This is a genomic window from Flavobacterium sp. GQ95 (genome assembly GCF_059758655.1).
This window is the reverse complement of sequence record NZ_JCAXEB010000007.1, coordinates 100220-115822: the sequence shown is the minus strand read 5'-3', so window position 1 is coordinate 115822 and position 15603 is coordinate 100220. Positions and strand designations below refer to the sequence as shown.

The 15603-nt window shown below is 37.3% G+C and carries 12 protein-coding genes; 2 read left to right on the top strand and 10 right to left on the bottom strand.

What is annotated here, in order from left to right:
* Nucleotides 1–14: 14 nt before the first annotated feature.
* Genes AC6CH4_RS14655 through AC6CH4_RS14625 form a run of 7 tightly spaced genes read right to left on the bottom strand, consistent with a single transcriptional unit; the run spans nucleotide 15 to nucleotide 5904 of the window.
* Nucleotides 15–443 carry a hypothetical protein gene (locus AC6CH4_RS14655; protein ID WP_498104159.1) on the bottom strand — a complete coding sequence of 143 codons (429 nt, stop codon included), beginning with the start codon at nucleotides 441–443 and terminating at the stop codon, nucleotides 15–17.
* 12 nt (nucleotides 444–455) lie between these two features.
* Nucleotides 456–1079 carry a conjugative transposon protein TraK gene (traK, locus tag AC6CH4_RS14650; RefSeq protein WP_498104157.1) on the bottom strand — a complete coding sequence of 208 codons (624 nt, stop codon included), beginning with the start codon at nucleotides 1077–1079 and terminating at the stop codon, nucleotides 456–458.
* A gap of 19 nt (nucleotides 1080–1098) precedes the next feature.
* Nucleotides 1099–2094, bottom strand: a complete 996-nt coding sequence (gene traJ, locus AC6CH4_RS14645; RefSeq protein ID WP_173965765.1) for a conjugative transposon protein TraJ — start codon at nucleotides 2092–2094, stop codon at nucleotides 1099–1101.
* Between the two features lie 3 nt (nucleotides 2095–2097).
* Entirely contained in the window at nucleotides 2098–2730 is a 633-nt protein-coding gene (locus AC6CH4_RS14640) for a DUF4141 domain-containing protein (protein WP_498104155.1), read from the bottom strand.
* A gap of 26 nt (nucleotides 2731–2756) precedes the next feature.
* The gene (locus AC6CH4_RS14635; protein ID WP_498104153.1) at nucleotides 2757–5261 is read right to left on the bottom strand and encodes a TraG family conjugative transposon ATPase; all 2505 of its coding nucleotides are present in this window, start codon (nucleotides 5259–5261) and stop codon (nucleotides 2757–2759) included.
* Nucleotides 5258–5587 carry a DUF4133 domain-containing protein gene (locus AC6CH4_RS14630; RefSeq protein ID WP_498104151.1) on the bottom strand — a complete coding sequence of 110 codons (330 nt, stop codon included), beginning with the start codon at nucleotides 5585–5587 and terminating at the stop codon, nucleotides 5258–5260. Before AC6CH4_RS14630 ends, AC6CH4_RS14635 begins: the two co-directional genes overlap by 4 nt.
* Before the next feature lie 11 nt (nucleotides 5588–5598).
* Nucleotides 5599–5904 carry a DUF4134 domain-containing protein gene (locus AC6CH4_RS14625; protein ID WP_498104149.1) on the bottom strand — a complete coding sequence of 102 codons (306 nt, stop codon included), beginning with the start codon at nucleotides 5902–5904 and terminating at the stop codon, nucleotides 5599–5601.
* Between the two features lie 221 nt (nucleotides 5905–6125).
* On the opposite strand from AC6CH4_RS14625, the gene AC6CH4_RS14620 reads away from it, so the two are divergent.
* Both AC6CH4_RS14620 and AC6CH4_RS14615 read left to right on the top strand, forming a co-directional pair.
* Nucleotides 6126–9278: an HsdM family class I SAM-dependent methyltransferase gene (locus AC6CH4_RS14620; protein ID WP_498104147.1), complete on the top strand. Its 3153-nt coding sequence runs from the start codon at nucleotides 6126–6128 to the stop codon at nucleotides 9276–9278.
* 1 nt (nucleotide 9279) lies between these two features.
* A complete protein-coding gene (locus tag AC6CH4_RS14615; RefSeq protein WP_498104145.1) occupies nucleotides 9280–9882 on the top strand; it encodes a hypothetical protein in 603 nt (200 codons plus the stop codon).
* Nucleotides 9883–10227: 345 nt separating this feature from the next.
* On the opposite strand, the gene AC6CH4_RS14610 is transcribed toward AC6CH4_RS14615, so the two are convergent.
* The 3 genes from AC6CH4_RS14610 to AC6CH4_RS14600 are packed head-to-tail and all read right to left on the bottom strand — an operon-like array spanning nucleotide 10228 to nucleotide 15599.
* Nucleotides 10228–12987 carry a restriction endonuclease gene (locus tag AC6CH4_RS14610; RefSeq protein ID WP_498104143.1) on the bottom strand — a complete coding sequence of 920 codons (2760 nt, stop codon included), beginning with the start codon at nucleotides 12985–12987 and terminating at the stop codon, nucleotides 10228–10230.
* Nucleotides 12984–13706 (bottom strand): hypothetical protein, encoded by a 723-nt coding sequence (locus AC6CH4_RS14605; RefSeq protein WP_498104141.1) that lies wholly within the window; start codon nucleotides 13704–13706, stop codon nucleotides 12984–12986. The genes AC6CH4_RS14610 and AC6CH4_RS14605 overlap by 4 nt, the downstream gene beginning before the upstream one ends.
* Nucleotides 13707–13718: 12 nt before the next feature.
* A complete protein-coding gene (locus AC6CH4_RS14600; protein ID WP_498104139.1) occupies nucleotides 13719–15599 on the bottom strand; it encodes a site-specific DNA-methyltransferase in 1881 nt (626 codons plus the stop codon).
* Nucleotides 15600–15603 lie beyond the last annotated feature (4 nt).

Here is a 15603-nt window from a genome sequence, read left to right as displayed (position 1 = left end):
TTATTATTTCTGTGTTATAGCTTGAAGCGCTTCGGACTTTGACCTGTCTGTTGCTTTGGCTCGTCATTGACCATTGCAATTGCTTCGGTTAACTTTGGTGTGGATATTACAGAAAGGTCTTTCAGTTCGATTTTTTTTAGGATCTGCCCGAATTGGTCTTTTTTTATTATTTCCATTCGGCTTAGTGAGAGTTCTTCATTAAGGTGTTTCACCCACATTGCACATTCTATACGTGGCTTTTTATCACCTGACCATTGCAGGTAGCTTGTCAGCAGTAAATCATGCTTAGGTATACTATCTGTACCTTTTTGGCAGCTTTCAAAGAATTCGCTTAAGCTTTCTTTCAGCTTTCCTGCATAAGCACCCTGCGTATGGAAATACTCGTTATATCCTTTGTCAGTCAGGATTTTTGCGAAGCTGTTTAATTCTAATAATGTTTCCATAAGATTATTTTTTTAACGCTCGATGACTTCTATATCCCTATTCTCTAGTACTGCAAACTTTTCAATATTAAAGCCTTGAGGGTTATTGTCCGAGCGGACAGAGTTGACAAGGAAACAGGACGTAACCAGATTGCGTTTTGTAACATTACTGGAACGGATGATAAATTGTTTTGCATAACTGCGCACTGCATAGGGATATGTTTCGAAATTGCCTACTACGCTGTCAACTTCAATACGCTGCTGCACATTGCCTGATATAATACGGTTGTAGTATCCTTTTTCCGAGAGGTCTTTGTAATAATCAAAGGCACTTTTGTCTGCGAGATTAAACGCCCTTTTCATATTGCTCTCGATGGCATTCTTGTCTGGTGCGAGCGTAAAGAAGAGTTCGTGAAAACGCCTTACATGTTCCCTTGCTTCGACAGGACGGTTGATCGACGCATCCTGTGCGAGCGCGAGCATCAGTGATTTCCCATTGTCCAGGACATAGATTTTCTGACGTTGCTGCTCTGCAAATCGGTAGGAATGCCAAACGGCATATCCTGCAACTCCCGTGCAGAGTACTGCAAACACAATGGCATATAATCTTATCTGCCTGAAACTGTTTTCTATATTTCTTAGTGTTTTAAATTCCATTTTCTTGAATGATTTCTCGTTACTTGTTTATCAGCCTGCCTCCTATATTTCCTACTGTGGATCCTGCTCCTGCGCCGGCTATATTTCCGGATTTCATGGCTGTCTGGTTAACATTTCGGGTAAAGTTCCCTGCACCGCCCGCCTGAATAATCCAGCCTGTGACTGTCGGAATTGTAAAGTACCCCACAATGCCTATAATCATAAAGATGATGTACACGGTGTTGGAGGTATCGGGGATGAAAGTAGGATCGGCAAGCATCTCAATATCCCTTTCAACAATCAGCGACTGTATCTTGGCAAGCATGGAACTGAACAAATCAGCTACAGGAAGCCATAAATACACGCTGACATATCGGGTGAGCCACTGTGTGAGTGTAGACTGAAAGCCATCCCATACCGATATAGCAAAAGCTATCGGGCCTAAAATTGACAGTACAATCAGAAAGAAAGTCCGTATGGTATCGATGACCAAAGCCGCTGCCTGAAAAAGTATTTCCAGCAAATTGCGGAACCATTCCTTAATTGCTTTCTCTATCTCGTAGGTTTGTCTATCCATATACATTCCTGCCATTGTTCCTATGTCTGAAGGCGACCAGCCCAATTCGTCCAATTTCTTATCAAACTCTTCGTTTGATACCATATAGGCAGTTTCAGGATCGCGGAGCATCGCCTCACGCTCCAACATGTCTTTCTTTGCCTGTAGATCGTTCAGGTCAAGAACCTGATTTTCGAGGATAGCGTGAGTGCCTTGTACAACGGGACTTAGTACCGCATTTAAAGTTCCCAAAACTATTGTGGGGAAAAACATGATGCAGAGTCCAAGTGCAAAAGGACGTAGCAAAGGATACATATCAATCGGTTCTGCCCGGCTGAGAGCCTGCCATACCTTGGTGGCTACATAAAACAAGGCTCCCAAGCCAGCCAGTCCTTTAGCCACTGCCGCCATATCGGCGGACAATGGCAGCATCTCATCATACAGGGAACGCAGGACTTCGTGAAGATTATTAAATTCCATCGCTTACCAGTATTTTTGATTTGGGGTTCCGTAGAGATCAAGTACTCTTTTGGTATTGTTCTGCTTCTTTGCTCTTAGTATGCTTACCGAGATATTTTTGTTGGTGTAGTAGCGTACTATACTGTGGTATTCTTTCACTTCTTTGTACACGCGGTCAATAATATCCATTCGCTCTTTGTCATTCAGCGATAGGCTTGATGAGCTTACAATCTGCTTGAGTTCTTTCAGTAATTCTGTGCTCTCACCAAGCAGTGTCGAATAACCGTTGGCAATAGCTGCCAATTCCTGGGCAGAAAAATTGGGGTCGTTTATCATCTTACCAAAATTCTTCACATACATCTGAGAAACATCGCCCACCAATAAAACGGTCTGCTGTACCTTGCGTGCATCTTTCACCAAATTGTTTACCGCCTGTAGTTTATCATAATATTCTTTGCCCTGCTTATAGACCTTTTCTACTTCCTTGAAATTTTTAACAACATTGGATACTGTGTTTGAAGTCTGTACAATTTCATTGGCACTGTTAAGGATACCTGAAGCCAGATTTGCAGGATCAGTGACCACAAATTGTGCTTTTGTACAAGGTGCAGTGGCAAGCATGAGTGCCATACTCACCACAAATTGTAATTTTTTCATTTTTTCGATTTTTAAATTGTTAGTGATTATTGATTTTCTTTCGCGCGTCGCCTCATGGCGATGTGTTTGATGGCGAGCTCTACATTACCGTCCAATTCTCCTGCAAGCTGCATCACTTCCAGTTTTTCGGTTTCTTCAGTGGTGTAGGCCAAATATTCTTCAACCGAGACTTCTGTCGCATATACCGCAGAGTGTGTACCGCCCAAGCCTATCCATACTTCTTTGTAAAGCCGCGCTGGATCGTTGTTCATATTAATGGAAAGTACCTGTGCTTTTTCTTTGTCAGTGAGACCAAGCATTGCCTGTATTTCATCAAACTTGTTCATGTACTTCCGCTGGTCAAGCAGGATTTTACAATCGGAGTTGTTGATGATACTTTCTTTGATGATTGGTGATTGGATGATGTCATCAACCTCTTGCGTTACTACGATTGCTTCACCAAAAAATTTCCTAACAGTTTTAAAAAGGTACTTCAGATATTCTGCCATTCCTTCTTTGGCAATGGCTTTCCACGCCTCTTCAATCAGGATCAATTTACGGATGCCTTTGAGTCTTCTCATCTTATTTATGAAGACTTCCATAATGATAATGGTCACAATGGGAAAGAGGATTTTGTGATCTTTGATCGCATCAATCTCAAAGACAATAAATCGTTTGGAAAGCAGGTCTAACTGTTTATCGGAGTTCAGCAGATAATCGTACTCTCCTCCTTTGTAATAAGGTTCGAGAACATTCAGGAAATTGGCAATGTCAAAGTCTTTTTCCCTGACCTGTTTTTCTTCCAATATCTTACGGTAATCATCCTGAACATATTCATAGAACCCATTGAAAGAAGGATAGACCTCATTCTGTTTGATACGCTCGATATATCCGCTCACAGCATTGGACAATGCCACTTCTTCAGAACGGCTCGGGGGCTCGTCATCTCGCTTCCATAGCGTTAGTATTAATGTCTTTACGCTTTCCCTCTTTTCAATATCGAATACGCCATCATCGGTATAGAAAGGATTAAAGGCAATGGGATTGTCTTCCGTATAAGTGAAATAAACCCCATCTTCTCCTTTGGTCTTCCCCTTGATAAGTTCGCACAAACCCTGATAAGAGTTACCGGTGTCGACAAGCAGGACGTGTGCACCCTGCTCATAATATTGACGTACCATGTGGTTGGTGAAAAATGATTTTCCTGAACCTGACGGGCCCAATATGAACTTGTTCCTGTTGGTGATAATCCCACGTTTCATAGGCAGGTCGGAAATATCCAGATGGATGGGTTTTCCCGTAAGCCTGTCTGCCATCTTGATACCGAAAGGCGATGGTGAATTATGATAATTGGTTTCCTCTGTGAAGAAACACAAAGCCGGTTCTATGAACGTGTAAAAACTTTCTTCACTTGGAAAATCACCCGCATTGCCCGGAATTCCCGCCCAATATAGTGTAGCAACATCTGTTGTATTTTGGCGCGGTTTGCATTCCATTAGTGCCAGTGCACTACCGCTGTCATTCTTTATCTGCTTAAGTTCAGATGGATCATCTGACCATGCCATGCTGTTGAAATGTGCCCTAATGGACGACAACCCTAAAGAATGGGCTTCGTTTAAATAACGTTCTATCCATTCTTTGTTAATCTGATTGGCACGGCTGTAACGGGACAGTGAGTGCATGTTTCTTGCGGCTTTCTCAAACTTTTGCAGGTTGTCTTCGCTGTTATCGAAAAACAAATACTGATTGTAGATATGATTACAGCTTAGCAACAGTCCAACAGGTGCAGCAAATGAAAGCCGGCAGTCGCTACGGTCGGTGGATAGTTTTTCATAACGGGTATGTGTTGATACCTCAGCAGGCAGATCTTCTGTATCGGAAAGCGTGTGTAGGCAAAGCCTTTTGTTACCAATACGAACCTCTTCTGCACCAAGTGCTATATCCTGCATCGGTGTTCCGGTCTCTCTAGACAAGGTCAGGTACTGTTCCAGTAATCCTTGTTTTCCTTCGGCTCCAATAATCTCTTCTTCCGTGAGGCGTTGCAGACTTATAAATCCGCTGTCGTTAACAATTCGTTCAAATTGTGCAACCGCTTCCATAAAACGATGGATTGCTTCCTTGTCCCTGATTTCTTTTGGTATCAGTGCACCTTTGCATAATGAGGAGAAGTTACTCTGCATACGCATACGCTCTTTAGTCGTCTTGGTCAGGAACAGGTAACAATAATGGCTCAGGAATGGACGTTCGTTAAAATGGCGTTCATAGGACTTTGCCAGAAAACTGTGGTCGTCTTTTCCCATATCCGGCTCGTAGCTTTCTCTGATGTACCAATCCTGCTTGTGAACAATGGTAAAATCTGGTAGAGTCTTGATCGCTTTATGCCAGGCGGAATGGATGGCTTCATATTCGGCGGATGCTACTGTGAAGAGTTCCGGCAGCTTCACTTTAAAACAGGCAGTAATATCCGCATCCTTTGACAGGATACAATTGTTTTCTACTGCCAGCAGTGGAAACCTGCTTTCCAATGTTGTGATCTTTGCTGAATTTCTCATAAGGTTTTCGGTTTAGGAGTGAACCTTAAATAGCGGTATACCGACTTGCGGCAGATAATGTAACGGGGATGTCTTTTATTTGCACCGATTTTCATCAGCCCGTGTTCGCCATGCTTTTTATTTAGGGAGAAAGTCTGCCATACGATCAGTGATGCGCCGCCAACTCCAAGAAAAAGGCAGATATAGGAATTCATCCCAGCCATATACAGTATCATAACTAGGATTAGAGTTCCGAGCAGTCCACCAGCGAAGATGAAGAGGTATTGTGCTTTCAGTCCCTTAAACTCTACCGTTCTTCCAATGCCTTTGTTGATGTTGTAATTCATAAGAAGAGGCATTAAAGGAAGAAGGATCGTAAAATGGTAGCTGCTACAATCAGGAAGATACACGCACCAAACCAGCTTGCCGCAGTTTTGCTGGTGTCGGGGTCTCCACTGCTAAATTTGTTATACACCTTAACCCCTCCGATAAGACCAACAACGGCCCCAATAGCATAAATAAGTTGTGTGGCGGGATCGAAATAGGACGTTACCATTTGAGTGGCTTCATTAATACCTGCTGTACCGTTTCCCTGCGCCAGCGCACTGAAACCTGTCAGCATTACCACTGCTGCTAATAGCTTTTTTTTTCTTTGTTTTTCCATGATAAACCGAATTAAGTTTCTAATTCATACCTACTCTTTGCAGGTTTTCATATCAAATGTCAGTCATAAGAAAAGTGAATTCAGAGAATTGGTAACTACTGGAACTGTTTGGCAGTCTAAAGCAGAAAAAGCAATATTAATTTTAGAAATAGATCAGTTTTTTAATGTTTAAAACATTATTTTTGTAAAATGGGGAGTAATATTTCAAATTGAAGATAGCCATGACCGGCCAGGAAATTATAGCATCAATAGGATTGGGCAGGGCTATATCAGTAAATTCGGAAAGTCAAAAACTCTCCGAAAGCCAATCTATTGTTTTAGATCAGGTTCGTGAATTTAATGTTGACTCTGTATATTTTAACACTGATGATTCCGGAAACAGTTTTCCGGCAATCTTTGTAAAAAAAGTTACATCCTTTGATACTAAAACTTTAAAGCAAATAGCAGAAATCCAACGCAAAATTTGGAATTATAAAAAGGTATTTTTCCTGTATGTCCAGTCGGAATTTGAATTGCGAATCTATAACTGTTCCGAAAAACCAATTATCATAACCGTAAATAACTTTGATGAAGAAAAAGAGCTGCAAAAGATTGAGATAGCTCGATATATTTTTTCTGACAAAAAAAAACTAGGGGAATTAAATAGGCTGTTCTCTACAATGGCTATAGACTCTGGCAGCATATGGACTCTTGAAGAAGCGGAATTTGTTCGAAAAAAAATCAATATTCAGAAAAGAGTTGACAAATACCTAGTTGAAAGCCTGATCAACACTGCAGAGCAGCTTGAAGAACAAGGACTGGAGATTAACCTCATTCACAAGCTGATTTTGCGATCGCTTTTCTTATTATATCTAGAAGACAGAGATGCCACCGACGAGAGTTTCTATTCCAATATTATGGAAGGGGCAAAATCATTTTTCGATATCCTGGAAGACACTACAGCTACTTATGCCCTCTTTCAAAAGCTGGAAAATCATTTTAACGGGAATGTGTTTACCATGACCGACGATGAAAACATAAGAGTCGAGCACCTTCAACTTATAAAAAAATGCTTTATAAGCGGAAATGATAACACTCCGCAGATAAACTTATTTGATGATTGGCGGATATTTGATTTTAGTATCATTCAGATCGAGCTTTTAAGCGAAATCTATGAAAATTTCTTATTCAAGACAGACCCAGAACTTAAAAAAATAACCGGTACGTATTATACACCACCAGCACTGGTTGAGTTTATACTCAATGAGCAATTACCAATCAATAATGGGGAAATTGACTATGACCTAAAAATCCTAGATCCAACATGTGGTTCAGGTATTTTTTTGGTAGAAAGCTTTAAACGATTGGTCAAACGACATGAAAACAGCCATAAGCAAAAACTGACAGACTTTAACGAGCTCAGGAAACTGCTAACGGAGCATATTTTCGGAATCGAGCTTCACCCGCAAGCAATCAAGGTTGCTGCCTTTAGCTTGTATCTTGCTTTGGTTGATAATTTGAATCCAAAAACCATATGGCAAAATAAAAATTACAGCCTGCCTAACCTTATAAACAATCCTAATGATCCGACTCTGCAAGAGCAGGGCTTTAACCTGTTTTGCAGGGACACCATTGATACCAATCCCGAAATAGAGTCTATCAAATTTGACCTGATCGTAGGAAATCCGCCATTTGGGACGGACATAAAGTCGGATTCAATAAGAACCTATTGTGACTTGCATTGCTTCGCAAAAGAAATGGTATTGCCTTTCTTACACAAGGCCACAGCATTTGCACCAGATGGAAAAATTGCCATGATTTTTAACACAAAAGTATTAACTAATACAGGCACCACTTACCAAAATTTCAGAAGATGGCTCTTCAATGATTGTTACGTGGAAAAGGTTTACAATTTTTCAATATTGCGAAATGCTAAAAAGAACTTTGGAGGTCAGCTCTTTGGCGACGCAACAGGCCCTATCAGTATTGTTTATTATCAAAAGCAGCCACCTGAAGACCCTTCCGACAAAATAGTGTATGTTGCTCCAAAAACCTATATAAAATCTAACATTATTGAAGGATTAAGCATCGATTTTACAGATTTAAAATATCTTCCACGCGAGGAATGTAAAAAAGATGATACTAAAATCTGGAAGGTCGCAATGTGGGGAGGTATGAACGACTGGCAACTTGTAGAAAGACTTACGAGCAATATCTATAATGACATAGCCGTCTATAACACAAATTATGACATCCGTTCGGCGGTAGGTTTCCAATTGCTGACACAGACAAAAGATAAACATTCTCATTCAGAAATTCTCACCAAATTACCTTACTTAGATACCGATCTTATTACAAAATATTACACTCCAGATTCAGTCCTGGATAATGTAAAAAAATCCATCAAGACTGCAAAAGCGAAAACTTTTTACAAAAACCTGCACCAAGTTGATCAAATTGATCAAATAGATGAACTTGGGGCCTTTAGAAGACTTGGCGATATCGAAGCGTTTATCAATCCCCATATTTTACTAAAGAAAGGCTTGGAAAAAAATACTGTGTGCGCTACCTATATTAGTGCTGATTGTTCATTCAGAGATGGTGTTTATGGATTCTACTCAAATCATGCAAACATTAAGAGGCTACATACATTGATGGCCTACTTTAACTCTTCAATAAGCACCTATTTTCTTTTTATGACAATCTCTTCTTATGGTATTGAGAGAGAACAGATAATGAAAGGTGAATATTTATCCATTCCTATAAATCTGACTGAAGAACAGGATCATTTGATCTCTGCCAATTCAATTAATATTATTACTAAGTTGAGCAGTGAATCTTTTCTCTATGATCATACTGAATATCTTGAAATCGAATCCTGTATAAATATTATTGATCAGATTATTTTTGAAAGCTTTCAACTCTTAGACAGCGAGATTATAATGATTAACGATGCCATAAATTTTAGCATCGATTTATTTCATAAACAGGAAAAATCACATGCCTTATTTTCAGTTCTAAAGGAACATCTGAATGCATATTCAATTATCCTAAGCGCTGAAATAAATGACATGTTGGAAGGACAGGACTTATTTGCAAATATTACATGTTTTAATATTAGTAGTTACACCCCTTTAATGCTTACGAAAGTAACTTTTGAAAGTGAAAAAAAAGAATTAGTTTCATCAAGTGAATCTCTTGATGAGGAACTTCGCAAACTGGATAATTTCCTATGGGAACAGAAAGCTACCAACATTTACTTCCGCAAAAAACTGAACTACAAAAAAGGTAGGGACATTTACATAATTCGTCCTAACCAACGTAGATTTTGGTCACAGTCAATGGCTTTAGCAGATGCATCTGAGTTAATTCTTGAAATTTTAAACGGGATTTAGGATGGCATTAGATAGTGAAATATACCAAGCCTTTAAAAGTGCATTTGAAAATAGGTGCTTTAAGTTACTGACCCAGGCGTATCAAACATCCTTGACTACAAAAGTAATACAACTGGATTGGGACGAGAACGACATTTCTTCTGAACTGCACGAATATATAAAACTCAACCCACTTAGGTCTAAATGGAAGGTTTCCTCGAATGTAGAAGCACACCTTCCCAAAGCAATCCCAAAGGTCAAGGGTTTTTCAGCGACCTTTCCTAGAATTGATTTCCGCCTCACATCTTTTATGTCAACTTTTGAATATGAGTACTTTTTTGAGGCTAAAAATCTCAAAGAAAAAGACTCAGCTCTAAAAAGACGATATATTGAAACAGGGATCAATAACTTTACTTCGGGCAAATATAAAGACGGCAGTATTGTCGGCTACGTCGTAGAAGGCGTCAAAGGCAAAACTGTTGATGGCATCAATAACTTGCTACTTAAAGATAAAAGGACTGCAGAGTCCTTAGTTATAAAACCAAATGCACTTCATGCAGACTATTATGAATCTGAGCATACTGCTGTTGGTACATTGAAGCACTTTATATTCGATTTTACGTGAGGATAACTCATACAAATCATTTTTCCGCAAAGTGGAAGAACCGGTATTTGTTTTAGAAGAAAGGCTCCCGTCCAAAAGCTGAGCTATCTTACGGGAAACACTTTCTATGGAATTTTCTAATAGGCTAACAATCCTGACAGTAAATTAAATTTTACTTAAATAGCTTTCTATCAACTATATTCTACACTAGTTCCTAGATAAAATGGTGGCAATTAAAATATTTTTTGCTTGCTATTTCCCAAAACCTCGATAGAATTATGAAAGTTAGACAATTACGTTTGTCATATTTATTACTTTTAAAGCTTCGAATTATTGTTGATTCTTAATTTTAAAACTACTGTTTTATTATACTTTTAAATCACTCACCGAACCTACAACACGATAATGTATATTGTCAATTATTGCAAAATGCTTTTCTGCACATTCTATTTTCATCCTCTCTTTATCTCTCAATAAAGATCTGTCTTTTGCGGCTTTTGCATCTTTAGTTTCTGCTACAAAATAAACTTTAGTTTCTTCTCCATCCTCTCTCTTAATCAATGCCCAATCAGGATTGTATGGGCCAATTGGAGTTTTTATTTGAAACTTAGATGGTAATTTTACATAAAAAAGAATATCATCTCTCGTTTCACAATCCTCTGCAAAACGCTTTTCAGGACTACTTAAAGAATCTATTACTACGTAATTGTATATTGTTTTTACTTGTTTTTTTACTTCTATCAAATTATCTAAATATTGCTCTATTTCAGCTGCCTCAAACAATTTCATTTCATAGGAATGTCCAGCAATCTTTTCATATTCAATACCACTTATCTTAATCTTATCAAATTCACTTTTGATTATCTTCACAACTGTATCCATGAATAACTGCGGATTGTTGAAAATTTCTTTCAAACGTTTAGATTGTAAAACAATTTTGGCTATAGTATCTCTTGTAAGTTCTGTTTTCGATTGAATGTAGGCTACAAAATCTGGAATATCGTATTGAGCATTTTTAATTACCTTTTCTTTAGAACCTTTTTGTTCCCCACCGAGTTCCACCAAATTTCCTTCTTTATCTCTAATAAATTTGGCTACATTTTTTTCGCGATAGATAATAGGCTTTTCTACAGTTGGCATTTTCTGAATAGCTGCCGCACAATTTTTAATTAGATCTGCAGTGTCATAATCAACTTTATATTCTGTGCGATATTTGATTTTCTCCCATAATTCAAGAAACAACAAGTCGTCCATCCACTTATCTTTTAGCTGTATTTTTTTTCGCTCTCTTGCATTTTTGATTCGACCTTCAAACTTAACGCCTGTATCTTCTTCGATTTCTGACTGCAATGCTTTAGAGAATGCTTCATAAGATTCATTGGCTATTACTGTAAGACGGTTTACAGAACGCTCTAAATTACGTTCACCAGTTTGATCAACACATAAACGTAACCCACGACCAATTTCTTGGCGTTTTTTCATCTCTGACTTAGTTTCATTTAATGTACAGATTTGAAATACATTGGGATTGTCCCAGCCTTCCCTTAATGCAGAGTGGCTGAATATAAATCGTAAAGGAACCTCAATATTCAATAATCTTTCTTTGTCCTGCATAATAAGCTTAAAAGTCTCATCATCAGCTTTAGTAGATTTCCCTTCCTTTGAATCCTTAAATTTTCCTTTATCCTGACTGAAGTAACCGTCGTGTACCTCTTCAGCATCATATGTATAAAGCTCTCGATAAGCAGGAACATTTTTCCATTTATTAAAACTTTCTTCAAACCACAAAGCATATTTGCCTTTTACCGTAATACCTTGTTCGTCGTAGCTTTTATAATTAGCAACGCGGTCAATAAAGAAAATAGATAAAACCTTGATTCCTTTCGCATTTAACTCTTTTTCTTTCTTGAAATGATTTTCTACAGTAGCATCAACCATTTCTTTTAATATCTGGTCGTTTAATCCACCTACAGGTTCACCCTGATAAACGATTTGACCACTGGAAAATTCTACCGAACCATTTTCTGCATCCAATTCGTTAATAACAAAACCATCCTTATATATGTCCCAGCCTTTAGATAGCTTATGCAGATCATCACCTATTTTAGCAGTTACCTGTTTTTTAGCTACCCCTCCCTTATCATTAACAAATAATGTAATTTTAGCAGTTATAGATTGTTTTTTAGAAATGAATTTATCTACACTTATAAATGCGCCCGAACTGTCGTTTTTAGTAACTACCGAATCGACCTCTATTTGTTTAACCAGACCTAAATCATATGCTTTTACTGGATCCAGCTTATAAATGAGATTATAATGATTTTTATGAGTTGCCGAATATCTAAGTGTAAACAGAGGATTCAGTTTTGCTATTGCCCTTTTACGAATATCCGTTTCCATATTTTGCGGTTCATCAATAATTACAATAGGATTTGACTTTTGCAGATACTCGATTGGCTTAATACCTGTTTCTCTTATCTGATTGATTACATTGGCATCTTTAGTAAAACTGTCGATATTGATCACTAATATTTGTATAGCATTGCTTTTGGAAAAGTTTCCTAAATCCGTCAAACGACTCGAATCATAAACTTTAAACTCCGCAGGCTCATTTTCGTATAAGCCCTGAAAATGTTCAAATGTGATAGAAAGACTTTTTATCACTCCCTCACGGATAGCAACAGATGGAACTACAATAACAAATTTTTTGAACCCATAAACTTTATTAAGCTCATAAATTGTACGCAGGTAAACATAAGTTTTTCCTGTACCTGTTTCCATTTCAACTGAAAAATTAGGAAATGGTGCTTCTATTGCAGTATCCGCAATACCACCTTTATTATCTGCTATTTCTGTGTACAATAGTTTTTCTAATTTAACTGAAATTTCATCTCCTCTTAAGTTATTACTGTCTTGGACCTTACTTAGATTACCGAAAATTTCTTCTTCTGTCAGCGTAAAATTATTACCTATACCTGTTTCAACAAACTTAATACTTCCACTGTCTGACGAAGTGTAAGAAAATTCAAAGTCTGAATTATTTAAATGTTGTCCTTCAAACAGATCAATTACAGATTGAATAGCTTCTAACTGATAGGTTTGTTTTGAATCAAATTTTAATTTCATTTCTTCTTTCTTTGGTAGCCCAATCGCTCTATTTCAACAAACACATTTTCAGCATCTAATGCATCAGAAAGTTTTATAACCTTATAATTACTGCTAGTAGCGAACGAGTCATCATCATAAGGTCTCAATGCAGTATTCACTCCTTGATTCACCATCATATCCCATGTTGAACCTCCCACTAAAGTAAATAGTATTGAATCTGCTGTCAATAGATCTTCCTTTTGGGTATCAAAAAGTACACACAAGTAGAGATTCTTTTGAATTTCGCCAGGTTTGACACTGTTTGAATAGGGACCGATATTTTTGAAAGGTGCATAATCATTGCAAACAGCAAACTTTACGCCCTTCCTTGGGAACGAGGATCGTACCTCTAATTTTTCACCATTTGTAAGTTCAATATCAACCTGAATGGATGCACTGGTAAAAGGTGTGGGCGAAGCAATATCGCTGAATACCATGTTAATTGCTTTTTCCCAGCCATATTCAGCACACAAGCCCCCAAATGAATCAATAATTCTTCTTGGGAGATTTCTTTCCATATCCGATTGGTTTGCTGCCCCCGCATTTACCAAATTAGCTAACTGGTTTGCTCTGGCAAGTATATCATTATATTCATCGCTGCCTTTTATCAATTTGCATTGAAGTGTATAAAACTTTTTACTTACGTAGCTATTATTTGGTGGAGTCTGACATTCTATTATAACCTTTTTTATATTCATTATAATTCTTTTTTATAGTGATTTCAAACTTATATTTCTCTCCTCAAGTTTTAATTGAATGTTTGTTTTGAGGCAGTCTTCATTATTAAAAACACTATCTAAGCATATAAACTGAGTAGGATTTCTTTGAAGGAGAATATTTAACACATCATCATCTATTTTTGAAAAACAGAAAGCAATTTTACCGTGATTAGAGAAAAAAACACGCCCGTTTTTAGTAACTATTGTCTCTACTTCAGAAGTCAATTCAATACCGTTTTTCAAAAGAAGCTCCCATAATATATTAAGATCTTTACTTCCTAATTGTTCTGCTGTCTTGAAAAGTTCGATTTGTTTTACTAAATCTTCTTCACTTTGGATTAAATCGCCGCGCCAAATCTTAAAATTCGAACTATCAAGTTTAAAGAATCTATAACCTATTGATGTCTTTTCTTCAAATTGAAATTGTGCGTTTCTATTGTCTTGAATGTTTTTTATTACATTTTCTATTCGCTTTTGCGTTATTTCGGAAATTGTTTTAAATCCATTTTTTGCGGCTATACTTTTTTGGTCAACTTCTTCAGGGAGTTGAATCATAATAAACTTAAGGTTCTTTTTCTGGTCAGTATTCATTTCTAAAACTGCCTGCCCTAAAGAGCCAGAACCTGCAAAAAAGTCTAATATAAATTCATCATCCGAATCACCAACACCTATATTAATTAAAGTCTTTAAAAGTTCAATTGGTTTAGGATTGTTAAAAATATTTGCTACACCTAATACTTTAGTTAAAGTTTGTTTTCCTTGGCTGTTCCTTGCTTCATTTAAAAACATTGATCTTGGAACTTTTTTCTTTTCATCTCCACCATCAGCATTTAAATACAATTTATATTCTACTGTCCATTTACCCTTATCATCTTTTCTCAATATAACCTTGTCTTGCTCCAAAGCCTTTAGAAAAGAGTTTTCTTCCCACTTCCATTCTCCAAATAATTCTGAACCATCGGGCATTTTTACTGTATATTGCAAACCCGGTCTTGGATCATCTGGACGCATCCTATAAAATGATTTTGTTTTGTAAGGACCTAATGTATCGAAGTGTCTGTCTTTAAATTTAAATTGCGAAATATCAGATTGTGTTAATGGGAGCCTAAGTTTAGAAATAGACGCTAAGTTTTTTGCATAGCATAGAATATATTCATGATCAATCGCAAAATATTTGGAATCATTTCCACCACCTGCGTGACGCTGCCAAATAATTTCTTGAACATAATTTTCTTCTCCAAACACCTCATCCATTAGCAATTTCAAATTCGAAATTTCATTCTGGTCAATATTGACGAAAATTAGACCATCATCTTTTAATAGATTACGAGCAAGAAATAACCTTGGGAGCATCATAGAAAGCCAATTGGAATGAAATTGACCATTCTCTTTTCTATTCGGACGGAAATATCCCTCTTTCATTAAGTGACCTTCTTCATCCTTTTCTCCAAGACGTTTTAAATATTCTTCTTTAGTTTCAGAAAATTTATCCGGATAAATAAAACTATCAGAACCAGTATTGTAAGGAGGGTCTATACAAATCACCTTAATCTTACCGTAATAAGATTTTTGAAGAAGTTTTAAAACTTCTAAATTCTCACCCTCAATCAATAGATTGTCCGCATCGTCCCAATTTAATGATTTTTCTACTATTGGCAGTAGGGTTGCTTTTGTAGTTTGCTGCAACACCTTATAAGCATCATTCTTTCCTGCCCAACTTAATTGATACCGCTCAGTCTCATTACTAATATCTTCCCCTAATAACTGTTTTAACTGTTCTATATCAAGTTTGTCTTCAGTAAAAGCCCCGGGAACCAATTCCTTTAACTTACTGATAAGGTCTTCTGTAATATTCAATGACATGCCGTCCATTTAA